The following is a 20,979-nucleotide window of genomic DNA, read 5'->3' on the forward strand; positions in this document are numbered from 1 at the left end:
TCGCAATGGGCAATCCGCCCAAAACCATGGGGCCGATAGCGCTTTCAATTGGTGATCCCGCCGGGGTCGGCCCTGAAATCATTGCGCTGGCATGGAATGTACGCAAGCAGGCAGCGCTTGCGCCATTCTTTGCAGTGGGCGGAGCAAGCGTGCTGGCCGCCGCCGCACAGCAGCGCGGCTTGGACATGCCGTTACGCCATGTTTCATCAATCAGCGAAGCTTGCGAAGTTTTTGACGAGTGCATGCCTGTATTCGGAGCGATCGATTCGCATTACAGCCCAGGTAAGCCGTCAGAAGAAGGCGCGCGCCTCGCGCTTGCATCACTCCGCGGGGCGACCAAACTGGCAGTGGGCGAAAAAGTTTCGGCAATCGCGACCGCTCCAATCGCAAAATCACGGCTTGCGGAAATTGGTTTCACCCATCCGGGCCAAACCGAATATCTGGCGCGTGCTTGCGGCCTGGCAGATGAGCAGGCGGTCATGATGCTTGCCGGACCACAGCTTAAGGCTATTCCGCTGACGGTGCATTGCGCTCTTTCGGATGTACCCGGTTTAATAACTGCAGACTTGATCATCCAGCGCACTCGCATCGCTGTCGCAGCGTTGCGGCGCGATTTTGGGCTTGAGCAACCAAGGATAGCAATTGCAGGATTGAATCCGCATGCAGGAGAGGGCGGCAAATTTGGCAGCGAAGAGCTGGAGATCATTGTCCCGGCTATTGCAGCCCTGCGCAGTCAAGGCATTGATGCAACCGGCCCGCATCCGGCAGACGCAATGTTCGCGCCGCACGCTCGCGGTAATTATGACGTGGCGCTGTGCATGTATCACGATCAGGCATTGATCCCGGTTAAGGCGCTCGATTTCGACCAAGGTGTGAACGTTACGCTTGGGCTGCCAATTATTCGCACCTCGCCCGATCACGGAACGGCCTTTGATATTGCAGGCAAAAACATTGCCAATGCAGGCGCGATGATTGCGGCAATTAAGATGGCGGGCGATTGCGCAACGCGCCGGGCACGGCAGAATTGACCGACCTACCCCCCTTGCGTGAAGTGATTGCAAAGCACGGCCTCAGCGCATCCAAAGCGCTTGGCCAGAACTTCCTGTTTGACGAGCAGTTGCTGGATCGAATTGCCGCATTATCCGGGAATCTCGAAGGTAAGGCCGTGCTCGAAATCGGCCCTGGTCCCGGCGGCTTAACCCGCGCGTTGCTGCGTGCTGGTGCCCGCGTGACGGCAATCGAGATGGATACCCGCTGCCTCCCCGCCCTGGCTGAATTGGACGATGCTTTTCCGGGGCAGTTAAAAGTAATCCAAGGCGATGCGATGAAAATCGATCACACACAGCTTATGGGCGAAACTTACGCCGTAGTTGCGAATTTGCCCTACAATGTTGGCACCGCGCTATTTGTGAATTGGCTCGGCGGGGAGCAATGGCCACCGCGTTGGAGCTCGCTGACGCTGATGTTCCAGCAGGAGGTTGCCAAGCGCATCGTGTCAGCACCCGGCGGGAGCGCTTATGGCCGGCTTGCTGTGCTGGCCCAGTGGCGTTCATCCGCAAGACTCGCAATGAAAGTCCATCGCAGCGCGTTTACTCCGCCGCCCAAAGTTATGAGCGCGATCGTGCATGTTGAGCCTAAAGAGATGCCAGGCGGTGTCTCGGCGCAAGTACTGGAGCGGATAACGGCCGCATCATTCGGTCAGCGGCGTAAGATGCTTCGTCAAAGCCTCAAATCGGTGCCAGGCGCGCTCGACGCCTTGGCAAAGCTTGGGATTGACGAAACACGGCGCGCGGAGACGCTAACGGTCGCGGAATTCGTTGAGGTTGCGCGAGTTTTAACTTGATCAATCACATGCTCAGATGCGCTCGCCACTTTGCCATTTGCACCAATTGCTCTAACGACGCTTTCAAATGATCCATTTTATTGCGGATCTGCTCATCTCAAGATCAAGGAATCTGAAACTCCAATGCCGTCTTTCTCACAACCAAGCTTTCAAGAACGTACTCAAATGGCCGCTAAAGCCAAACAAGCGGCGCTAAAAAAGCTGAAGGCCAAACCTCCGGTCAGCGAAGAAGTGCTCGCCGAGCGCAAGGCCGCTGCAGAAGCGCGCGAGGCGGCAAAAGCCAAGGCTCGCGAAGAGAAACGCGCTGCAGCTGAAAAAGTAAAGGCTGATGCTGAAGCGAAGAGAGTAGCCGAAGCGAAAGCAAAAGCAGAAGCTGAAGCAGAAGCAGCCGCAAATGCTCCGCCCGAGCTTACCGAAGAAGAGAAGAAGGCAATCCGCGACGCTCGCTACGCCGCCCGCAAGCAGCGCAAGAAAAAGAAGCGCTAAAGGGCCATCGATTTAATAACGGGACAAAAAGAGCCGGAGCGCCACATGGCAACGCTCCGGCTTTTAAAGTTGGCCGCTACCGAAGTAGCAGCTGGGTCGCCTCGTCAACTGATTTCGACTCAATGTCTGATCAGGAGGCGTTCCAATTGAAGCTTTTCGAAGTTTTGATCTGTGACGTAGGTCACACCATTTAAATTATTGTTTGCCATGTTTTGAACAAACGAAATTATCCAGCCTTTTTCACCAGCCGCCATTTGTGAAGCAGCGGCTCGGTATAACCGCTTGGCTGCTCTTCGCCTTCAAACACCAGATCGCAAGCAGCCTTGAAGGCAACGCCGTCCCAATTGCCGGCCATCGGCTCATAAGTTGGGTCGCCTGCGTTCTGCGCGTCCACTTTCGCAGCCATTCTGTGGAGCGAATCCATCACTTGCTCCTTCGTACACACACCGTGGAGCAGCCAATTGGCCATGTGCTGTGAGGAAATTCGCAAAGTCGCACGGTCTTCCATCAAGCCCACATCGTTGATGTCGGGCACTTTTGAGCAACCAACGCCTGCATCAATCCACCGGACAACATAACCGAGCAAGCCCTGCGCGTTGTTATCAAGCTCCTCGCGAATTTCTTCCTCACACCAATTTGCGCCCTTGGCCAGTGGAATTTGAAGCAGCAGTTCAAGGCTCGGAACATCGCCCAGCCCCTTTTGCACTTCAAACACATCCTTCTGGTGGTAATGCAGCGCGTGGAGTGTTGCGGCAGTCGGCGACGGAACCCATGCCGTATTCGCGCCAGCGTTTAGATGCGCGATTTTCTCACGCATCATTTGCGCCATCAAATCTGGCGCAGCCCACATGCCTTTGCCGATTTGCGCTTTGCCTGACAGGCCATGCCTCAGGCCCACACCAACATTGCGTGCCTCGTAAGCTTTCAGCCAGGCACTCGATTTCATCTCTCCTTTGCGAACCATCGGGCCTGCTTGCATAGAAGTGTGAATTTCGTCGCCAGTGCGGTCGAGGAAGCCCGTGTTGATGAACACAATCCGGTCCTTCACCGCATAGATACAGCTGGCAAGGTTGGCGCTGGTCCGGCGTTCTTCATCCATCACTCCGACCTTGATCGTGTGGCGCGGGAGGCCAAGCAGATCCTCTACCGCATCGAACAGATCATTGGTAAATCCGCATTCCTCCGGCCCATGCATTTTGGGTTTTACGATATAGATCGAGCCGTTGTGACTATTGCCGAATTTTGTGCGGTTTTCTACGTCCAACGCGCTGATTGCGCTGGTGAAAACCGCGTCCATAATGCCTTCGGGAATTTCGCCGCCATCGGGCAAATGAATCGCCGGATTGGTCATTAAGTGGCCTACATTGCGAACAAACATCAGGCTGCGGCCGCTTAAGCTTTGCGCGCTGCCGTCGGCTGCGGCGTACTCTTTGTTCGGAGCCAGCTGGCGCGTGAGTGTATTACCGCCTTTCTGAAAGCTTTCTTCCAGATCACCGCGAATGATGCCCAGCCAATTGGTATAGGCGAGCAATTTATCCTCGGCGTCCACCGCCGCAACCGAATCTTCGCAATCAGCGATAGTGGTCAGCGCGCTTTCGAGAATGATGTCTGCAATGCCAGCTTTGTCGGTGCTGCCGATCGGGCTCTCACGGTCGAACACGACCTCGATGTGCAGGCCGTTGTTTTTGAACAGCAAGCCGCTGGCAGTTTTGCCAATATACTGGGCCTCGTCCTCCAGTTTGCCGTCATCTTCGTCGGCCATATCGGCCCAACTTTGCCCTACCAGCGGTAGCGCCTCATCGAGAAATTGGCGTCCAGCCGCGATCACCGCCGCGCCGCGCACCGGGCAATATCCCGCTTGCTGCGCTTCGGGTGCATCCTGAAGCGCATCGGTTCCATAAAACGCATCATACAGGCTGCCCCAGCGCGCATTGGCGGCATTGAGCAGGAAGCGCGCATTTAGAATCGGCACCACCAATTGCGGACCGGCCATTGTGGCGATTTCAGGATCGACATTCTGCGTACCGATAGTGAAGTCGCCCGGTTCAGGCACCAGATAGCCGATCTCTTCGAGAAAATGGCGATAGGCTTCGGGATTGTGGTCTTGCCCGCGATGTTGCCGGTGCCAACTATCAATCTGTGTCTGAAGCGACTGGCGCTTTTCCAGTAATTGCCGGTTTCGCGGGGCGAAACGATCCAGCAAAGCTGCGAAGCCGGTCCAAAATGCGTCTACATCGCGGCCCAGCGGCCCCAAGACTTCGATTTCCAGAAATTCGGCCAGCTGGCGGTCAATCTGCAGCCCGGCACGTGTCGCGATATCGCTCATAATTCCTCACACATGGTTGCGCACAAAACTGCACGCCGGTTCAACGAAATTGTCTGGGGAGGACAAGCGCGATATGGCGGGGTGGGCGGCGAAATGCAACGGCTTTGCCCACATCAAAACCGATGCAGGTGATTGTCGGGGTTGGACTAGCCTGCGCGCCAAGCTAGAGCGGTTTCCGATGAAACAACTTGATGCCAAATATGAAGCGCTGATCGATCCGATTGATCAGGATTTGATGCTGGGCGAAGCGCAGGCATGGAGTGCGGTCAACACCGGCACCGCCAATCTTGACGGCTTGGCCACAATGGCCAGCACGCTGGCCGATGCATTCTCGGCATTACCCGGCGAAGTTCAATTGGTTGACCCAGCGCCCGTAACCGCGATGGGCGCTGATGGCCGAGAATTTGAGAAACAGCACGGCCAGCACTTGACTATGAGCGTGCGGCCAGACGCACAGCGGCGGCTGCTGTTCACAGGTCACATGGACACGGTCTTTCCCAAAGACAGCGACTTTCAGCGCCAGACATGGCTAGATGATGCAACATTGGTCGGACCCGGCCTTGCCGATATGAAAGGCGGGATCGCGGTATTCCTCCACGCACTTAAAGCCCTTGAGCAAAGCGATATAGCGGCAAATATTGGCTATGATATTCTGATCAATTCGGATGAGGAAACAGGTTCGCTCGCATCCGCTGCGCTAATCGAGCAAATGGCGCAGGGAAAGTTCGCGGCGCTTACTTACGAGCCAAGCGCGCTGCCCGATGGAACTTTGGCCCACGCACGCGGCGGCAGTGGCAATTACTCGCTGACAATTACGGGTAAATCGGCTCATGCAGGGCGCAATCCGCAAGATGGCCGCAATGCGATCGTCGCAGCGGCTGCACTGGTCTTGGGGCTCAAGGAACTCCAGAACAGCGAATGTCCGGTTAATCCAGCCAAGATTGAAGGCGGCGCGGCCAATAATGTCGTACCCGATCACGCCGTATTGCGCTTTAATATCCGGCCAAAAAGCCCCAATTCAGCGACGCAATTCGAGGCCGCACTTGCTGCACTAATTGGCCACGTCCGGCAGGCGCACGAAGTCGACATCCATCAGCATGGCGGCATTTCGCGCCCTCCCAAACCAGTAGACCGCAAGGCGCAGGCGCTGTTCGATCTGGTGCGTGATTGCGGAGCATCGCTCGGGCAGGAAATCGGATGGCAATCGACAGGCGGTGTGTGCGATGGCAACAATATCGCATCCTGCGGCGTGCCTGTCGTGGATACGATGGGCGTGCGCGGCGGAGCAATCCATTCTGCCGATGAATTCTTGATTGTGAAATCCCTGTCTGAACGTGCGGCTTTATCCGCACTCGTCATCCACCGAATTGCTTCGGGAGAAGAGCTTTGACTTTCCGTATGCGCGCCGCGCGCGCCGCCGACCTCGAACCACTTTATGAAATGGCCAAGCTAACCGGCGGCGGGTTTACCAATTTACCCGCTGACCGCGCCGCTCTTGGCGCAAAACTGGAGCGCGCCGAAGCATCCTTTGCAGACACCGAAGACGGGCTGAAAGACGAACAATTCGTGCTGGTCCTGGAAAATGTTGAAACCGGCGCGGTTCGCGGCACTTGCCAGCTGTTCACACAGGTCGGCCAGCAATGGCCGTTCTATTCCTACCGTATGACTACCCTGACCCAGCATTCGCAAGAACTGGACCGGACAGTCCGCGCAGAAATGCTCGCCCTGTCGACCGATTTGGAAGGGTCAAGCGAAGTCGGCGGATTGTTTCTCCATCCTAATGAACGTGCTGGCGGGCTTGGCCTGTTGCTCGCCCGCAGCCGGTATTTGTTCGTCGCGATGCACCGCAAACGCTTTGCCGACCGGATATTGGCGGAATTACGCGGTATTATCGACGATCGCGGCGGTTCACCATTCTGGGACGGCGTTGCTGGGCGTTTCTTCGGCATGTCGTTTCAAGAAGCGGATTATTTCAACGCCATCAATGGCAACCAGTTCATCGCTGATCTGATGCCTAAACATCCGGTTTATATCGCGATGCTGAATGATGATGCCCGCAGCGTGATCGGCCTGCCGCACCCTACCGGACGGGCCGCAATGCGTATGCTCGAGAATGAAGGTTTCGCGGCCGAGGGCTATGTCGATATTTTCGATGGCGGACCAAGCATGACCGCCCGCACCGACAATGTGAAAAGCATCGCCGGCTCGGTGCCAGCCAAAGTGTCTGGTGTCGATTTGGACAAAGGCGAGAAAGTCCTTGTCGCGACAGGCAATTTGTCCGAGTTCCGCTGCAGCTACGGCGCACGGGTAATGCTGGAAGACGGTACGATCGCGCTCGATTCTCAATCGGCAGACAATTTGGATGTCAAACCGGGCGACACCGTATGGAGTGTTGAACGTTGACCATGGTCGAGATCAATTTCGATGGAATTGTTGGCCCAAGCCATAATTATGCAGGCCTCAGCCTAGGCAATCTGGCCGCAACCAAAAACGCAGGGGAGACATCCTTTCCTCGAGCCGCAGCGTTGCAGGGTCTGGCAAAAATGCAGGCCAACCGCGCGCTCGGTTTGGCTCAAGGATATTTGCTGCCGCTGCCCCGCCCCAACGGCAAATTGCTTGACGCCCTTGCGGTTGATGACAGTGCTGATCCTGCGCTTACCCGCGCTGCTTGGTCAGCCAGTTCTATGTGGACAGCCAATGCTGCAACCGTCAGTCCTGCTCCCGATACGGCAGACGGAAAATGCCACCTCACTCCCGCCAATCTGATCACTATGCTCCATCGCGGACAGGAGTGGCAGGATACTGCCGCACAACTCCGCGTTGCTTTCGGCGACCAAGATCATTTCACAGTGCATGATGCAGTCCCCGCAAGCTTCGGCGATGAAGGCGCGGCTAACCATATGCGATTCTGCTCTGACCATGATGCGGCAGGCGTTGAAGTATTCGTTTATGGCAGAACCGGAGGTGATTTCCCGGCTCGCCAGCATGAGCAGGCCAGTCGCGCTGTGGCTCGTCTCAACCGGCTCGATCCCGCTCGGACTGTGTTCATAGAACAAAACCCCGATGCGATTGCTGCCGGTGCGTTCCATAACGATGTCGTCGCGGTGGCGAATGAGCGCGTGTTGTTTACCCATGCTCAGGCCTTTGCCGACCAGCAGGGCGCCTATGAAGCGATCCGAGCCAAATTTCCCGAGCTTGAAGTGGTGGAAGTACCCGCGGATGCGGTCAGCATGGCGGAGGCCATTTCGACCTATCTGTTCAACGCCCAATTACTGACTCTGCCAGACGGCGTCATGGCGCTGGTCGTTCCTTCCGAATGTCAGGAGAGTGCCGCCGTGTGGAGTTGGCTTGAAACGATGCTCGCGAGCAACGGCCCCATTCGTAAAGTCATTCCGGTCGATGTGCGCCAGAGCATGGCCAATGGCGGCGGCCCCGCCTGTTTACGGCTGCGCGTAGTGGCGAGCCCTGCGACAATCGACGCGCGTTTTATGCTCAGCGATGCAAATGCTGACATTATCGGTAACATCGTTTCCCAGCATTGGCCTGAAGCAATCGAACCGGGTCAAGTTGGCGATAAGGATCTGGCAAACCGTATCATTGCGGCACGCCATGCTTTGCTCACCGCTCTGGGCCTGCCCGAACTCAGTTAACGCGCTGGACTGATTGTCGGGCCATGTTACACTTGCCTCAACGTTAACCACTAAGCACCGCACCAATCCGTGACTGGCACGGTATTTGCGATGTAAAATATTAACGAAAAAGGATGAGCATGTTCAAAAAGATCGGCAGATTATTTGTCATCAAGACCAAATGGGAAGCCTATCTCATCATCTACGCCCTCGCCCTGGGCGCGACCGCTCGCGGGTCCGAATATATAACGCAATATCCCGGCTGGGGCGGCAAGCTGCTATTTCTGGCGACGACAGGGGCGGTGTTTTTGGCCGGTGCGAAGATTCTCGACTGCTTACGCTACGAACGCGAGGCTAGAGAAGTAGCCGACGTTGACCAACCAACTGCCTTTACCGATAGCTCAACCTAGGAAACGAGTGGTTTGCGCAATTGAATTCGCTAAACCATGGGCCAAGACCAAAGGCAGGATATTTTGCCTGCCAACTTTCAAATAGATCAATCCGAACAGCAGACCAATTGAACCGGTCACGAACGCCCCGTGCATTCCCTGATAATAATAGTGCCGATATCCGAAGAAAATCGCCGCCAGCAAAACTGCGATTAGGCTGGCGATTCTTGATCCGCCCAGCGCATCGGACGATTTCGTGATGATGAATGCCCTGAACAGCAACTCCTCAAAAAACGACCCATGCGTCCAAACGAGCGCCATAATCAACAAATAGGCATCAAAATTGCCTGTTACAAAATCAAACCGCCCGCTGGTTCCAACATCTTCGAACATCAAATCGGCTAACGCGCTTGCGCTGCCAGCGGTGGCAAGAAAAGCGGCGAATACCGCTGCCGTTATTCCGAGCGTTTTCCACCAGCTTTCTGGCCATTTCAGACCCAAATCAGCCCAGCTGTAACCTCGCCGGAAAAGCAAATATGTCGCCGCCGCCATAGCTGAAAAAGTCGAAACTGGGCCGGCATACACCATCGAAAACGGCAGAAAGCTCTGCTTTACTACGACTAAAATTGCGACGACGACCAGCAGATCGATGAAAGCCGCCTTGCGATTCAATTTCGTATGCGCCGTCATACTCGCCCTCCTGCCGGAGTGACGAATGCCGCGCATCATGCTGCGCTGCAAGCACCGCCAATGCTGAGATAGACGAGCAGCGCCCGCCGCTCGATTAGCGACCGCAATTTACGCAGTGCCCGGCTCTTTCAAGCAATTAAAGTGAGGGAGGTTCTGTTGCTAGGCCCCCCCTCGGGCCCCCGGAATCCGTTCTGTTGCCCGGTCGGTCCAACCGCGCTTTAGCTTTGTAAGATCAGGCCGTTAGGCCGTCAGATTACGCAGCGATTGCGAGTGCGTCGTTATCGTTTGCACTTATAGGTTGTGAGCTTTTAACGGGGATTCTCAACCCGGGCAAAAACAATGCTTTTGAACACACGTCGATCCTAGTTCGGCCCCATCAGGAACCCCGCAGAACGGGGATTTTGGTGGAGCCGCCGGGTACTGCCCCCGGGTCCGTTATGTCTATTGCACATCGCAATTTATCGCCATATCCGGTCGAAACCGGCACTCTTTAAATAGGGATGATGAGCCCAAAAGAAAAGGGGCGAGATGCATAATGCGCCCCGCCCCTTGTAAACCAGGTAACTGGTTTAGCTGATTATTGAGCGAGAACGCCCTCTTCAGCATCGGCCTTATCTTCAAGGTCGTCAGCTTTATCTTCAGCTACGTCAGCTTGCGCTTCCAACGATTCTTCAGCGGCTTCTGTTGTTGCGGCATCAGCAGCATCATCAAGATTTTCAGCTTCAGCTTCCATCGCATCAGCTTGCGCTTCGGTTTCGGTTTCAGCACCGTTGTTACAAGCCGAAAGACCCAGAGCTGCAGTCATAGCGGCAGCGATTGCAAATTTACGCATAAAAAATTCCCCTTAGTTTTATAAACATACGGCACGAATCAGGCCACATTGAACAGCTAAACTGTCTGTCGGCTAAATCGTTCCCGATTGGTCAAAACACAAGCTCTATTTTTTCAAAGCGTCGCGAATTTCGGTCAGCAACTCGATCTCAGTCGGACCGCTAGGTGCTTCTTCTTCAACAGATTTTTGAAAACGAGCCTGAACTTTGTTGGTGTAACGCACCAACATGAAGATGATGAAGGCCAGGATCACAAAATTGATGACCGAAGTCACAAATGCGCCCCATGCAAGAACGTTGGCGCCTGCTTCGCGCGCCGCTTCTAGCGACATACCCTTTGCAACTTCGCCACTTAGGACGATGTATTTACTGCTGAAATCGACATCTCCGAAGATCGCGCCAACCAGCGGCATGATCATATCCGCAGTCAGTGAAGCGACAATAACGCCAAATGCACCAGCAATGATGACCGCAACGGCCAGCTCAATGACGTTGCCCTTGGCGATAAAATCTTTGAATTCCGTAAGCATTCCAAACCCCTTTTTTACCGTGTTTTCAAGTGATCTTTGCCATCAAACTCTCGACCTGCCAAGCGACCTATCATCCTTGAAAACAAGCCCAGCTGTGCTATTTACATAATACAGACGCAGAGCAGCCACCGCACCATCGCGGCTAAGGCTTTTGCGAACGCACTTAAAATGGGGAGCAATTCTATGAATTTTTCGAATATCCGCCGCTTGGCTTTTGTTGCCATCGCTTCGCTCGGCCTTGCCGCGTGCGGTATCAATTCAGTTCCCGCCGCTGAGGAAACCGCCAAAGCAAAGTGGGCTGATGTAGAAGCGGCATTCCAGTCCCGTGCTAATTTGCTTGGTAACCTTGGAGAAATCGCCAGCAGCGCATCCGACCGTGAAGGTCAGATCCTGACCGACGTTATTGAAGCGCGCGCCAAGGCAACCAGCATTCAGGTTTCCGCTGATGATCTGAACGATCCGGCCAAGATGGAACAATTTCAGGCTGCCCAAGGCGAATTGAGCAAGGGCCTTGGCCGATTGATGGTCAATGTCGAGCAATATCCGACACTTAAATCCAATGATAATTTCCTGATGCTTCAAGGCCAAGTCGAAGGAATTGAAAACAAGATCCGTATTTCGGTCAGGGATTATAACGAAGCGGTCCGGGTTTATAACACCACAATCCGCACGTTCCCCGACACAATCGGTGCCAATCTGATCCACGGCGCTGAACCGCTGGTTCCTTACACCTCGGTTACCGAGGGCGCAGAGGTTGCCGAACAGTTGGATCTCGGTCCGGATAGCTAAACCAGACAATGCGCTGGCCGGCGCTCCTGATTGCCTTGGTGGCGCCGGCTTCGCTTGTTGCGTGTGACGGTAGATTTGATCCTCTAGGATTGAGTGCAGAACCCGCGATAAAAGCTGTTACGCCACTCGAATTGACAGGAAGGGTCGTCGATGCAGCGGCCTTGATAAGGCCCGAGAAAGAAACCGAATTGACGGCGCGTTTGGAAGCACTTGAGAATGATACTTTGGCGCAAGTGATGATAGTGACCACGCCGGATTTGGATGGTCGCGATATTGCAGGATATGGTCAAGACTTGGGCAACAATTGGGGCATTGGCGACGCGGAACGCAATGACGGCGTTCTGATAATAGTCGCGCCGAATGAACGGAGTGCGCGGCTTGAAGTTGGGAGTGGCATGGAAGATTTACTGACCTTTGCAAGGTCTGCAGAAATTGTTGAAGCTATGCTCATTCACTTCCGTGACGGAGATTATACCGCGGGGATTGAAGCGGGCCTAACTCAAATTGAAACGGACCTACGCGGTGCATCACCGGATATAATGGAGACAAAACTTGCGGCATAGAATCTCAGCCCTACTGGCCCTGTTCGCGATGCTGATTGCCGCGCCATTGGCCGCGCAGACATTCCCTGAATTGACGGGCCAAGTTGTCGATAATGCCGATATTATTCCTGATGCCGACGAAGCCGCTTTGACCGCCAGGCTGGAAGCGTTGGAAACGCAGTCGCAGCGGCAATATGTGATTGTCACCCTGCCCGACTTGCAGGGGTATGACATCGCCGATTACGGTTACCAGTTGGGCCGTGAATGGGGCATTGGCGATGCCGAGCGCAATGACGGGGTGCTGCTGATTGTCGCGCCCAACGAACGCAAAACGCGAATTGAAGTGGGTTACGGGTTGGAGCCGGTCTTGACCGATGGCCTGACCACTTTGATCGTGCAGAAACAGATGCTGCCATTCTTCAAAGAGGGCGATTACGTCGGTGGAATCAACATCGCGACTGACACGATCATCCAGCAATTGACCCTGCCCCCGGAAGAAGCGCAGGCAATTGCCGCTCAAGTCGGGTCCGCAGCCAAAGCGGAAAGCTCAGGCGCCAGACTGGATTTCCCGACAATCATTTTTCTCGGTTTTTTCCTACTGTTTGTGATCATTCCAATGTTCCGCAGTGGGGGTAAGCGCGGCAAGCGCTACAAACGCGGCCTGACTGGCAGCACGGTCGGAGACATCATCCTGTGGGAAGTCGCCAATGCAGCCCTTCGCGGCGCAAGCGGAGGTGACCGTTCCGGTGGCTTCGGCGGTGGGGGCTTTGGCGGCGGCGGCGGATTTTCCGGGGGCGGCGGCAGTTTCGGGGGCGGCGGCGCCTCGGGCGGCTGGTAGGAGATCAAAATGAGCACGAAAACCTATCTCGACGCCGATGCACAGGCGGTTGTTACCAATGCGGTGGCTCAGGCAGAGCTGAACACTTCGGGCGAAATTGTTACAGTGCTGGGGGACCGGTCGGACAGCTATTCGGATATTGCCTTGGCATGGTCTGCGCTAGCATCCTTTCTTGCCCTGACATTTTGCGTAACATTTCCCGAATTCATGCTCGATGGTTATGCAGGTTTGCTCGGCAACTGGAATGCTGAATGGAGCCCGCGTGAAATTTTCGCGATGGCGGCAGGTGCCGCAATCTTCTGGTTCCTGTTATTGTGGCTTTTACAGCTGTGGGATCCGATCAAATTCGCTCTGATCCCCGGCAGGTTAAAAACTGCACGAGCGCATAGCCGCGCAATCGCGATGTTTAAAGTTGGCGCTGAACGGCGTACCCATGGCCGCACCGGCATCCTGATTTATCTTTCGATGAAGGAACACCGGGCGGAAATTGTTGCTGATGAACCCATCGCAGCAATCGTTGATGCCGAAGTGTGGGGCGAGGCGATGGCAGACATGTTGGCAGAGATTAAGAAAGGCAATATCGCCGAGGGTATGGCCGCCGGTGTGCGCGATGTCGGTCAGGTTCTCTCCGAACATTTCCCCCGCGGTGCCGATGATCAGAATGAACTTCCCGACAGGTTGATAATGGTATGAGCGGACCAGACGCAGAGCTGCCCGAACAGATCGTTTGGGAAGGCAAATACATCACCGCGAAGGTTCGCGGCCGGTGGGAATATGTCGGTCGGGCTCGTAATATCCGCGCCGCCGCAATCATTGCAATTGAAGACGGGCATGTGCTGCTGGTCGAACAATATCGCATTCCGCTGGGGAAGATCAGCCTGGAAATTCCCGCTGGCTTAATCGGCGATGATGATGGTTCGGAGGATGAAGCACCCGAAACCGCCGCCATGCGCGAGCTGGAGGAAGAAACCGGCTACACCGCGCAGCGGATGGAAAACCTTGGCGAATATTATTCCAGCCCGGGCATGGTCAGCGAAAGCTTCACCCTGCTGCGCGCGCACGGCCTGACCAAAGTAAGCGAAGGCGGCGGAACCGATAGCGAAGACATCACCGTCCACCGTGTAAAGCTGGCACACTTGCGACAATTCGTTGCGAATTGGCACGCACTTGGCCATGCAGTCGATGTGCGGCTGGCGATTTTGCTGGCGGAAGATTTTTTGCAAGAGGATTGAACATGCCAGCCAACCCCCAAGGACGCGTAAGAGGGAAACTCGCTCTGGTAACCGGAGCCGCCCAAGGTTTGGGTGCAGCCCATTCGACCCTCCTGGCCCGAGAGGGTGCGCGGGTCCTGTGCACTGATATTAACGCCAATGGCGCGGCCCAGACTGCCGAAGCAATCAATCAGGAATGCGGAGCGGGCACCGCCTATTCAATCCAGCATGACGTAACCAGCGCGGCTGATTGGGAAGCCGCAGTGGATGCCGCCCGTGATCACCTCGGCGGGTTGAGCGTTCTCGTAAACAATGCTGGCATCGGCGTTGCGGGTAATATCGAAAGCTGCCAATTTGAGGATTGGAAGCGCTGCTTTGCGGTCAATGTCGATTCCATCTTTCACGGCTGTCAGAAGGCTTTGCCGCTGATGCGCAAACATGCGCCGGGATCGATTGTGAACATTTCATCGATTGCCGGACTTATCGCCAGCGACACAATGCCGGCATACAATTCATCAAAAGCTGCTGTGTGGATGCTGTCCAAATCCATCGCGCTTCACTGCGCAAAACAAAATATGAATATCAGGTGCAATTCAATTCACCCTACTTTCGTAGATACACCGATTTTGGATGGTACGGCAAAACATGCCGGTTTGGACAAGCAGGTTCTGCTCGACAAATTGGCCCGGCAAATACCTTTGAAAATGGTTGGCGAACCTATCGATATCGCCAATGCTGTGCTTTATCTCGCCAGTGACGAGAGCCGCTTCATGACCGGGGCCGAACTTAAACTGGATGGCGGCATTTCTGCGATGTAGTCAGGGCGCAATGCATTTCCGGCCCCTTCTGTGTACTTTTTGGTTATTCTATTTTGGGACTAAGGGGGCTGGCGTGCCCCCTCAGTCTGCAATCAGGGCGATCAAGAGATAGACCAGCAATAGCGAGCCGAAGCCGATCAATGTGCCTGCAACGAAGCCAATACGGACGAGCGTTGCGTCAATGTTGAAATAATTGGCGATACCGCCGCATACACCCCAGACTTTGGCCTGGCCTTTATCGAGGCGAAATGCCTTCGATGGTGGTCCGCCTGCGGATTTACGTTCAAGCTGGCTCATGCCATCATTCCTGCAAATACTACGCCTTGCTCAGCTGGTACGATTGCGTAGGCAAACAGTACGGCAGAGATTGCAAATGAAGAGGCAGCGGCGAGAACACGGCTGCTCATTTCGCTAAGGTTAAACATGGTCAATTTCCTTTATTGGGTTGGATAGTCAGGCTGCGGATTAAGCGAGCAGACCGATTGGGGTGGCTGGGACGATGGCTGTTGCCAAGAACACTGCAGAGATTGCGAGAGCAGAGATGGCGGCGACAGCGCGGTTGCTGAAGAAATTGAAAGTAGTCATTGATTTGTTCCTTTTCGTTAGTGGGCGGTGGGGTGTTCCTACCGATATCAACCACTTTGCAGGCACCGTGCCAGTTTTGAAAAATGGCTTGATTCAGCCATTTTTAAGGAAATTCACTCGAATTCAAATATTAATGCTTACTGAATGTTGGGATTTTACACCATTTTTCAGGATGCCTGTTTCGAGTGGCGTATTTGATGCCCGCTAGCTAGGACATTGTTGCTCATGGCAATCGATCAAATCACTCTTTCGGGATTCCGCAATCACGGCCAGACGCGGCTGGATGGCACCAGCCGTTTCAATTTGCTCGTCGGCGAAAACGGCGCCGGAAAAACCAATGTGCTTGAGGCGATTTCCCTGCTCGCGCCGGGACGCGGCTTGCGCCGCGCCGCTCTGGCGGAGATGGCTGGCAATGATGGCAATGGCGGCTTTTCAATTGGAACTTCGCTCAGCACAGCCCCCGGCGCAGAGCCCGTCCGGCTCGCCACCTACACCGAAGCGACACGCCCCGGGCGCCGCCTTGTCCGTATTAATGGCAGCGATGCGAGCGCGATTGGCCTCAGCGAATGGGTTGCACTGGGCTGGCTTACCCCCGCCATGGACCGCCTGTTTACCGACAGCGCCGGCGCGCGCCGCAGATTTGTCGATCGCATGGCGCTTGCGCTTGATCCGCAACATGCACGGTACGCCACTCGCTATGAAGCCGCCTTGAGAGAGCGCAACCGGCTGCTGTCTGACGAGCGCGAACCGGAAGCCGCTTGGCTCGACGGGGTGGAGGCGCATTTGGCCGAATATGGTGCGGCGCTGTCTGCCGGGCGGGCCAACCTTATCTCGCAAGTGATGGCAGAACTGGCGATGTTACCCGCAGAGCCATTTGCCCGGCCTGCCCTATCCTATGCCTCTGGCGGCCCGATTATGCAGGAGGAACTGGCAGAAGCCCTGCGCGACAACCGCCGCCGCGACCGCGCCGCATCGCGCACTCTTATTGGCCCGCACCGCGATGAATTGCTGGTGACCATGGAAATCAAACACGTTGCAGCGTCAACTTGCTCAACCGGCGAACAGAAAGCGATGCTTATTGCGATTATCCTTGCTCACGCCAACATCGCCGCACGCGGGCGGCCAAATCTGCTGTTGCTGGACGAGGTCGCAGCCCATCTTGATCCGGTGCGCCGAGATGCCCTGTTTGAACGTCTACGCGACAGCGGCGCACAATTGTGGCTAACCGGAACGGAACTCGCGCCCTTTGCAGCCGTGCGCGATGAGGCAGCTATTTGGAAAGTCGATGCCGGGCAGGTCAATCGCATCAGCTAGCTTCGTCTACTCTGCCTCGGGCAAAGCGCCCTTCACCGCATCAACAGTGGCGCCAACCAGCGTTTCAATACCCACTTCGGTGGGATGAATACGGTCGGGCTGGATTAATTCCGGCTTGGTGTAGATCGAATCCAAGAAGAACGGGACCAACCCAGAGCCATATTTCGCAGCAAGTTCTGGATAAAGATTATCAAAATCAGCCTGAAATTGCGCAAAATTGGGCGGCGCACGCATTCCCATCAACAGCACCGGAATGTCGCGCTTCTTCAATTCGTTCAGCATCGCTTCGATATTCGACCGAGTCTGATTGGGCTGGATGCCCCGCAGCAAATCATTGCCCCCCAGCTCAAGGATAAACAGATCAGGTCGTTCTTCCTGCGCATCGAGTGTGAAGGTCAGACGTTGCAACCCCGCGGCGGTAGTGTCACCCGAGACACCCGCATTAGTGACCCGAGCGTTGATACCCTGCGCTCGCAATGCGCCCTCCAATTTGGCGGGGTAGCTATCCTCCTGCGCGACATTATATCCAGCAAACAAACTGTCACCGAAAGCAAGAATGCGCCGCTCTGGCCCCATAACAGGCTGTTCGGCTGCAATTGCGCCAACATTTTCTGCTCCGACGGTTTTGCTCGCAGGTGGCTCGGTTCCGCAAGCGGCGAGCGCCAAGCTCAACAGAAAGGCGGGAACAATCGACAAACGACATAGTTGCATGGATGAGCCTCCTTGCTCAGCCCCTTTCCCTATGCGATTGGTCTTTGGTGACAAGTCAAAACACGATTTCCGCCCGTAATCTCACTCTCACTTATGATCCTGACAAGAATCCCGTCGAGGTTCTGCGCGGGATTGATCTTGATATTGCATCGGGAGAGGTGGTTGCGCTGCTTGGTCCCTCGGGGTCCGGAAAAAGCTCGCTTATGGCTGTGCTGTCCGGCCTTGAACGGTCGAGCGGCGGCAGCTTGGGTGTAGCAGGGCAAGATTTCACGACGATGGATGAAGACCAATTGGCGTGGGCGCGCCGGGGCCGCATTGGCATAGTCTTACAGGCGTTCCATTTACTGCCAACCATGACCGCGCTCGAGAACGTCGCCACACCCATGGAGCTCGCAGGCGATCCTGATGCGACCGCCAAAGCGCAGGCGGAATTGGAGGCTGTCGGTTTGGGCCACAGACTCGGACATTACCCCACACAACTTTCGGGCGGCGAGCAGCAGCGAGTAGCCATTGCCCGCGCAATTGCCCCAGGGCCGCAATTGATCTTTGCAGACGAGCCCACTGGCAATCTCGACATTTCGACCGGGCATGACATCATCGAATTGCTGTTCAAACGCAGACAAGACACCGGAGCGACATTGCTGGTCATCACGCATGACGTTGAACTGGCCGAGCGCTGCGGGCGAATTATCACCATTGGCGACGGTTTGATCGCCAGCGACACCGCGGCAGCATGAATAATGCCCTGACTTGGGCCGCCGCATGGCGGATTGCGAAGCGCGACCTTAATGGGCGTTTCAAGGGGCTTCGTTTGCTGCTTGTGTGTCTGTTCCTAGGCACGGGAGCCTTAGCGGCAATTGGGACATTAACCGGCGCAATCGAAGCGGAACTGGAGGGTCGCGGACAGGAATTGCTGGGCGGCGACCTTGAGGTCGAAGTTTGGCAGCGCGATCTGAGCGCAGCGGAGAAAATGGCCTTGTCTGAGCTTGGTTCGATCTCAGGCGGAACCCGGTTGCAAGCGATGGCCAGCGCAGGCGAAAACGCCGCTCCCATCGGCCTAAAGGCGGTTGATGCCAATTGGCCGCTATACGGAACGCTTACGCTTAAGAGCGGCGAAAAGGCTTCTGCCCCCAAACTTGGCGAAGCATGGGTCGCACAAGGCGCGATTGACCGTTTGGGCATTGCGGTGGGTGACAGCTTTACTATCGGCCAGACCAAATTGGTCGCAGCTGGCATTATCGACAATGAACCTGATAAGCTGAGCGAAGGCTTCCAGCTTGGGCCAACCATTATCGTAGCAGAGGCAGTTCCCGGCCAAGCCGGTCTGCTTGCGCCAGGATCGATGTATCAAAGCAAATATCGCGTCGCGTTTGACGGCGGCGAGAACCCCGAAACTGTGCAGGAGCAACTGGAGCAGCAATTTCCAGATGCCGGTTTCGATTATCGCACGCGAGACCGCGCCTCGCCTGGTGCAGATCGATTTGTATCGCGGATGGGCGAATTTCTGACACTTGTAGGTCTCGCTGCATTGGTGATCGCCGGCATCGGAATTGGCGGGGGTGTTGCGTCCTATCTTGAGGCGCGCCGCGCTTCGATTGCCACGCTCAAAGTGTTGGGTGCATCAAGCCGCGACATCGCACGTATATACGGCCTGCAAATCGGCGCCGCAGCACTCGTTGGCAGTCTACTCGGGCTGGCTGCAGGCGTGCTTGTCACTCCGTTGCTTGCCGCAGCGCTTGATGGCTTGCTTCCTGTCGATACGGGATTTGTTTTCGAGCCGGTCGCGCTGATTGTTGCGGCCGCATACGGCTTGTTAGTTGCCCTCGTGTTTGCCGCTACCCCGATACTGCGTGCAAGACGCTTTCCCGCGATGGCATTGATGCGGGCGCGGATTGTGCCCTTGGCCCGCGATGGGAGGGCGCTCGGATGGGTGCTCGGCGGACTCATCGGCATTGTCGCCCTCGCCTTGCTGACCGCTCGCCAGCCTTTGCTTTCAGGTGGCTTCCTGATCGGAGCGGCAGTGGTCCTTGGCTTGCTCGCTCTGCTTGGGTGGAGCATACAGAAGCTCGCTGGAAAGTTGCCCCGCCCGGCCAACCCGCTGGTCCGCAATGCGCTCGCCAATCTTCACCGGCCTGGCGCATCAACCGGGGCATTAGTGACAGCGCTTGGCTTTGGATTGAGCGCCTTTGTACTGCTCGCAGCGATCCAGAGCAGCTTGCAAGGTAACATCGATCAACGTGTTCCTGCACAGGCGCCAGACTATTTCGTGCTCGATATTCCCAAGGATCAAGAAGGCGAATTCCGGCAACTGGTGCTCACCAATCAGGCCAACGCGGAAATCAGGACTGTCCCCGCGCTACGCGGGGCAATTCTGGCTTATGGGCCGGAAGCCGCGATGACCCGCGTCGCGGATTTGGAAGAGCTGCCAGAAGGCGCATGGCCGCTACGCGGAGAGCGCGGCCTGACCTATTCCGACACACTGCCCATGGGCAATTCTCTGACCAAGGGAGAGTGGTGGGACGAGGATTATTCCGGCGAGCCTTTGGTATCGATTGATGCCGAATTTGCTGAGGCGGTCGACCTCAAAATCGGGGACAATCTGACAATTGGCATTCTGGGGATCGAGCGCACCGCGCGCATTGCCAATCTGCGGGTGATTGATTGGGAGAATATGGGCTTCAACTATGTGCTCGTATTCTCGTCCAACGCGTTGTCAGATGCGCCGCACAACCTTGCCGCCACGATTGACCTCCCCGAAGGCACCACTGCCGGGCCATTGCTGCGAGAGTTGGTCAAGAGCTTTCCATCTTCGTCGGTGATCGAAATCGGACAGGTCTTGGCAGAAGCCCGCACGATCCTTGGTCAGGTTAGTCTGGCGACCTTCGCCGCCGCATCAGTAGCGGTGCTGGCCGGGTTGGCGGTGCTGATCGGGGCGATTGCCGCGGCCCGCGCGGCTCGAACCTATGATACGGTCGTCATGCGGGTGCTTGGCGCAAGCCGCCGGCAGATCCTGTTTATGCAATTGGCCGAATACGGCTTGCTCGCGGCAATACTGGCTCTGGTTGCGCTTGGGCTTGGAAGCGGGCTCGCTTGGCTTGTCATTACCCAACTGTTCGAATTCGATTGGCTGCCAAATTGGGGCGAGATACTAGCCGTGCTCGGCGGGGGACTGGCATTTGTGCTATTGTTCGCGCTGGCCGGTTCGCTGCCATTATTGAGAGCGAAACCGGCGCAAGCTTTGCGGGCACTTTGAGGTTTAGCTGAACACTTTGATATCGTGTCTATCGTGCGGGTCAGGCCACATTTATGGCTGCTGCATGTGCCAGCCATACTCATAAATACCAGCACAATGGCGCTACCAGCCAGCTGGATGAGGCAGAAAAACCAGACCTAACTTGATTTTTCGATATTTTGCCGCCGGCGAACTTTAACGGCAACCGCCCGAGTG

The 20,979-nt window shown here is 55.8% G+C and carries 24 protein-coding genes and 1 other RNA gene; 17 read left to right on the forward strand and 8 right to left on the reverse strand.

Translation table 11 applies throughout. From position 1 onward, the window contains the following. Positions 1–5 precede the first annotated feature (5 nt). From pdxA to GRI36_RS11755, 3 genes are all read left to right on the forward strand, one after another. Complete coding sequence (gene pdxA, locus GRI36_RS11745; RefSeq protein WP_160598620.1) at positions 6–1,028, forward strand: 4-hydroxythreonine-4-phosphate dehydrogenase PdxA; 1,023 nt, start codon at positions 6–8, stop codon at positions 1,026–1,028. Then, the gene (rsmA, locus tag GRI36_RS11750) at positions 1,025–1,843 is read left to right on the forward strand and encodes a 16S rRNA (adenine(1518)-N(6)/adenine(1519)-N(6))-dimethyltransferase RsmA (RefSeq protein WP_160598621.1); all 819 of its coding nucleotides are present in this window, start codon (positions 1,025–1,027) and stop codon (positions 1,841–1,843) included. Before pdxA ends, rsmA begins: the two co-directional genes overlap by 4 nt. A 123-nt stretch (positions 1,844–1,966) precedes the next feature. Then, complete coding sequence (locus GRI36_RS11755) at positions 1,967–2,329, forward strand: DUF6481 family protein (RefSeq protein WP_160598622.1); 363 nt, start codon at positions 1,967–1,969, stop codon at positions 2,327–2,329. 226 nt (positions 2,330–2,555) lie between these two features. Here GRI36_RS11755 and GRI36_RS11760 read toward each other — a convergent pair whose 3' ends face one another. Then, positions 2,556–4,655: a malate synthase G gene (locus GRI36_RS11760; RefSeq protein ID WP_160598623.1), complete on the reverse strand. Its 2,100-nt coding sequence runs from the start codon at positions 4,653–4,655 to the stop codon at positions 2,556–2,558. A 178-nt stretch (positions 4,656–4,833) separates the two neighbouring features. On the opposite strand from GRI36_RS11760, the gene GRI36_RS11765 reads away from it, so the two are divergent. The 4 genes from GRI36_RS11765 (at position 4,834) to GRI36_RS11780 (ending at position 8,694) form a co-directional block, all read left to right on the forward strand. Next, the gene (locus GRI36_RS11765) at positions 4,834–6,045 is read left to right on the forward strand and encodes a hydrolase (protein WP_160598624.1); all 1,212 of its coding nucleotides are present in this window, start codon (positions 4,834–4,836) and stop codon (positions 6,043–6,045) included. Beyond that, positions 6,042–7,058: an arginine N-succinyltransferase gene (locus GRI36_RS11770; RefSeq protein WP_160598625.1), complete on the forward strand. Its 1,017-nt coding sequence runs from the start codon at positions 6,042–6,044 to the stop codon at positions 7,056–7,058. Before GRI36_RS11765 ends, GRI36_RS11770 begins: the two co-directional genes overlap by 4 nt. Next, positions 7,055–8,305, forward strand: coding sequence for an N-succinylarginine dihydrolase (locus GRI36_RS11775; RefSeq protein WP_160598626.1), 1,251 nt, complete (start codon positions 7,055–7,057; stop codon positions 8,303–8,305). The genes GRI36_RS11770 and GRI36_RS11775 overlap by 4 nt, the downstream gene beginning before the upstream one ends. A gap of 119 nt (positions 8,306–8,424) precedes the next feature. Then, a complete protein-coding gene (locus GRI36_RS11780; RefSeq protein WP_160598627.1) occupies positions 8,425–8,694 on the forward strand; it encodes a hypothetical protein in 270 nt (89 codons plus the stop codon). Here GRI36_RS11780 and GRI36_RS11785 read toward each other — a convergent pair. From GRI36_RS11785 to mscL, 4 genes are all read right to left on the reverse strand, one after another. Next, positions 8,686–9,363 (reverse strand): CPBP family intramembrane glutamic endopeptidase, encoded by a 678-nt coding sequence (locus tag GRI36_RS11785; protein ID WP_160598628.1) that lies wholly within the window; start codon positions 9,361–9,363, stop codon positions 8,686–8,688. The two genes, GRI36_RS11780 and GRI36_RS11785, sit on opposite strands and share 9 nt — an antisense overlap. Before the next feature lie 180 nt (positions 9,364–9,543). Next, positions 9,544–9,887, reverse strand: a transfer-messenger RNA (tmRNA) gene (gene ssrA / locus GRI36_RS11790). Positions 9,888–9,940: 53 nt separating this feature from the next. Next, entirely contained in the window at positions 9,941–10,195 is a 255-nt protein-coding gene (locus GRI36_RS11795; protein WP_160598629.1) for a hypothetical protein, read from the reverse strand. Between the two features lie 105 nt (positions 10,196–10,300). Then, positions 10,301–10,723 (reverse strand): large conductance mechanosensitive channel protein MscL, encoded by a 423-nt coding sequence (mscL, locus tag GRI36_RS11800; RefSeq protein ID WP_160598630.1) that lies wholly within the window; start codon positions 10,721–10,723, stop codon positions 10,301–10,303. 183 nt (positions 10,724–10,906) lie between these two features. Between mscL and GRI36_RS11805 the strand changes: the two genes are divergently transcribed. The 6 genes from GRI36_RS11805 (at position 10,907) to GRI36_RS11830 (ending at position 14,921) form a co-directional block, all read left to right on the forward strand. Further along, positions 10,907–11,512 (forward strand): LemA family protein, encoded by a 606-nt coding sequence (locus GRI36_RS11805; RefSeq protein ID WP_160598631.1) that lies wholly within the window; start codon positions 10,907–10,909, stop codon positions 11,510–11,512. Positions 11,513–11,601: 89 nt separating this feature from the next. Beyond that, on the forward strand, positions 11,602–12,075 hold the full coding sequence (locus GRI36_RS11810) for a TPM domain-containing protein (protein ID WP_160598632.1): 474 nt from the start codon (positions 11,602–11,604) through the stop codon (positions 12,073–12,075). Between the two features lie 28 nt (positions 12,076–12,103). Beyond that, the gene (locus tag GRI36_RS11815) at positions 12,104–12,892 is read left to right on the forward strand and encodes a TPM domain-containing protein (RefSeq protein WP_160599223.1); all 789 of its coding nucleotides are present in this window, start codon (positions 12,104–12,106) and stop codon (positions 12,890–12,892) included. Between the two features lie 9 nt (positions 12,893–12,901). Further along, positions 12,902–13,585 (forward strand): TPM domain-containing protein, encoded by a 684-nt coding sequence (locus GRI36_RS11820; RefSeq protein ID WP_160598633.1) that lies wholly within the window; start codon positions 12,902–12,904, stop codon positions 13,583–13,585. Continuing rightward, a complete protein-coding gene (locus GRI36_RS11825; protein WP_160598634.1) occupies positions 13,582–14,124 on the forward strand; it encodes an NUDIX hydrolase in 543 nt (180 codons plus the stop codon). Before GRI36_RS11820 ends, GRI36_RS11825 begins: the two co-directional genes overlap by 4 nt. 2 nt (positions 14,125–14,126) lie before the next feature. Beyond that, positions 14,127–14,921, forward strand: coding sequence for an SDR family oxidoreductase (locus tag GRI36_RS11830; protein WP_160598635.1), 795 nt, complete (start codon positions 14,127–14,129; stop codon positions 14,919–14,921). 81 nt (positions 14,922–15,002) lie between these two features. Here GRI36_RS11830 and GRI36_RS11835 read toward each other — a convergent pair whose 3' ends face one another. Beyond that, on the reverse strand, positions 15,003–15,218 hold the full coding sequence (locus tag GRI36_RS11835) for a PspC domain-containing protein (RefSeq protein WP_160598636.1): 216 nt from the start codon (positions 15,216–15,218) through the stop codon (positions 15,003–15,005). Then, entirely contained in the window at positions 15,215–15,346 is a 132-nt protein-coding gene (locus GRI36_RS11840; protein ID WP_160598637.1) for a recombination protein F, read from the reverse strand. Before GRI36_RS11840 ends, GRI36_RS11835 begins: the two co-directional genes overlap by 4 nt. A 74-nt stretch (positions 15,347–15,420) precedes the next feature. Between GRI36_RS11840 and GRI36_RS11845 the strand changes: the two genes are divergently transcribed. Beyond that, positions 15,421–15,714, forward strand: coding sequence for a hypothetical protein (locus GRI36_RS11845; protein WP_160598638.1), 294 nt, complete (start codon positions 15,421–15,423; stop codon positions 15,712–15,714). A 17-nt stretch (positions 15,715–15,731) separates the two neighbouring features. After that, the gene (recF, locus tag GRI36_RS11850) at positions 15,732–16,820 is read left to right on the forward strand and encodes a DNA replication/repair protein RecF (protein ID WP_160598639.1); all 1,089 of its coding nucleotides are present in this window, start codon (positions 15,732–15,734) and stop codon (positions 16,818–16,820) included. 6 nt (positions 16,821–16,826) lie between these two features. Here recF and GRI36_RS11855 read toward each other — a convergent pair whose 3' ends face one another. Further along, positions 16,827–17,531, reverse strand: coding sequence for an arylesterase (locus GRI36_RS11855; RefSeq protein ID WP_160598640.1), 705 nt, complete (start codon positions 17,529–17,531; stop codon positions 16,827–16,829). A 44-nt stretch (positions 17,532–17,575) separates the two neighbouring features. Here GRI36_RS11855 and GRI36_RS11860 point away from each other — a divergent pair, with 44 nt between their 5' ends. Further along, positions 17,576–18,268 carry an ABC transporter ATP-binding protein gene (locus GRI36_RS11860; protein WP_235902466.1) on the forward strand — a complete coding sequence of 231 codons (693 nt, stop codon included), beginning with the start codon at positions 17,576–17,578 and terminating at the stop codon, positions 18,266–18,268. After that, positions 18,265–20,784, forward strand: a complete 2,520-nt coding sequence (locus GRI36_RS11865) for an ABC transporter permease (protein ID WP_160598642.1) — start codon at positions 18,265–18,267, stop codon at positions 20,782–20,784. Before GRI36_RS11860 ends, GRI36_RS11865 begins: the two co-directional genes overlap by 4 nt. The last annotated feature ends 195 nt before the right edge of the window (positions 20,785–20,979 follow it).

The organism is Pontixanthobacter gangjinensis, from assembly GCF_009827545.1.
Taxonomy (GTDB): domain Bacteria; phylum Pseudomonadota; class Alphaproteobacteria; order Sphingomonadales; family Sphingomonadaceae; genus Pontixanthobacter; species Pontixanthobacter gangjinensis.

Excerpts from the sequence above, each read along its gene's own strand:
- GRI36_RS11765 (WP_160598624.1), top strand. The coding sequence starts at position 4,834 with ATGAAACAACTTGATGCCAAATATGAAGCGCTGATCGATCCGATTGAT.
- GRI36_RS11815 (WP_160599223.1), top strand. The coding sequence starts at position 12,104 with ATGCTGATTGCCGCGCCATTGGCCGCGCAGACATTCCCTGAATTGACG.
- GRI36_RS11855 (WP_160598640.1), bottom strand. The coding sequence starts at position 17,531 with ATGCAACTATGTCGTTTGTCGATTGTTCCCGCCTTTCTGTTGAGCTTG.
- GRI36_RS11840 (WP_160598637.1), bottom strand. The coding sequence starts at position 15,346 with ATGTTTAACCTTAGCGAAATGAGCAGCCGTGTTCTCGCCGCTGCCTCT.
- GRI36_RS11805 (WP_160598631.1), top strand. The coding sequence starts at position 10,907 with ATGAATTTTTCGAATATCCGCCGCTTGGCTTTTGTTGCCATCGCTTCG.
- mscL (WP_160598630.1), bottom strand. The coding sequence starts at position 10,723 with ATGCTTACGGAATTCAAAGATTTTATCGCCAAGGGCAACGTCATTGAG.
- GRI36_RS11835 (WP_160598636.1), bottom strand. The coding sequence starts at position 15,218 with ATGAGCCAGCTTGAACGTAAATCCGCAGGCGGACCACCATCGAAGGCA.
- GRI36_RS11755 (WP_160598622.1), top strand. The coding sequence starts at position 1,967 with ATGCCGTCTTTCTCACAACCAAGCTTTCAAGAACGTACTCAAATGGCC.
- GRI36_RS11785 (WP_160598628.1), bottom strand. The coding sequence starts at position 9,363 with ATGACGGCGCATACGAAATTGAATCGCAAGGCGGCTTTCATCGATCTG.
- GRI36_RS11820 (WP_160598633.1), top strand. The coding sequence starts at position 12,902 with ATGAGCACGAAAACCTATCTCGACGCCGATGCACAGGCGGTTGTTACC.
- GRI36_RS11830 (WP_160598635.1), top strand. The coding sequence starts at position 14,127 with ATGCCAGCCAACCCCCAAGGACGCGTAAGAGGGAAACTCGCTCTGGTA.
- recF (WP_160598639.1), top strand. The coding sequence starts at position 15,732 with ATGGCAATCGATCAAATCACTCTTTCGGGATTCCGCAATCACGGCCAG.
- GRI36_RS11795 (WP_160598629.1), bottom strand. The coding sequence starts at position 10,195 with ATGCGTAAATTTGCAATCGCTGCCGCTATGACTGCAGCTCTGGGTCTT.
- pdxA (WP_160598620.1), top strand. The coding sequence starts at position 6 with ATGGGCAATCCGCCCAAAACCATGGGGCCGATAGCGCTTTCAATTGGT.
- GRI36_RS11845 (WP_160598638.1), top strand. The coding sequence starts at position 15,421 with ATGGCTGTTGCCAAGAACACTGCAGAGATTGCGAGAGCAGAGATGGCG.
- GRI36_RS11825 (WP_160598634.1), top strand. The coding sequence starts at position 13,582 with ATGAGCGGACCAGACGCAGAGCTGCCCGAACAGATCGTTTGGGAAGGC.
- GRI36_RS11760 (WP_160598623.1), bottom strand. The coding sequence starts at position 4,655 with ATGAGCGATATCGCGACACGTGCCGGGCTGCAGATTGACCGCCAGCTG.
- GRI36_RS11780 (WP_160598627.1), top strand. The coding sequence starts at position 8,425 with ATGTTCAAAAAGATCGGCAGATTATTTGTCATCAAGACCAAATGGGAA.
- GRI36_RS11865 (WP_160598642.1), top strand. The coding sequence starts at position 18,265 with ATGAATAATGCCCTGACTTGGGCCGCCGCATGGCGGATTGCGAAGCGC.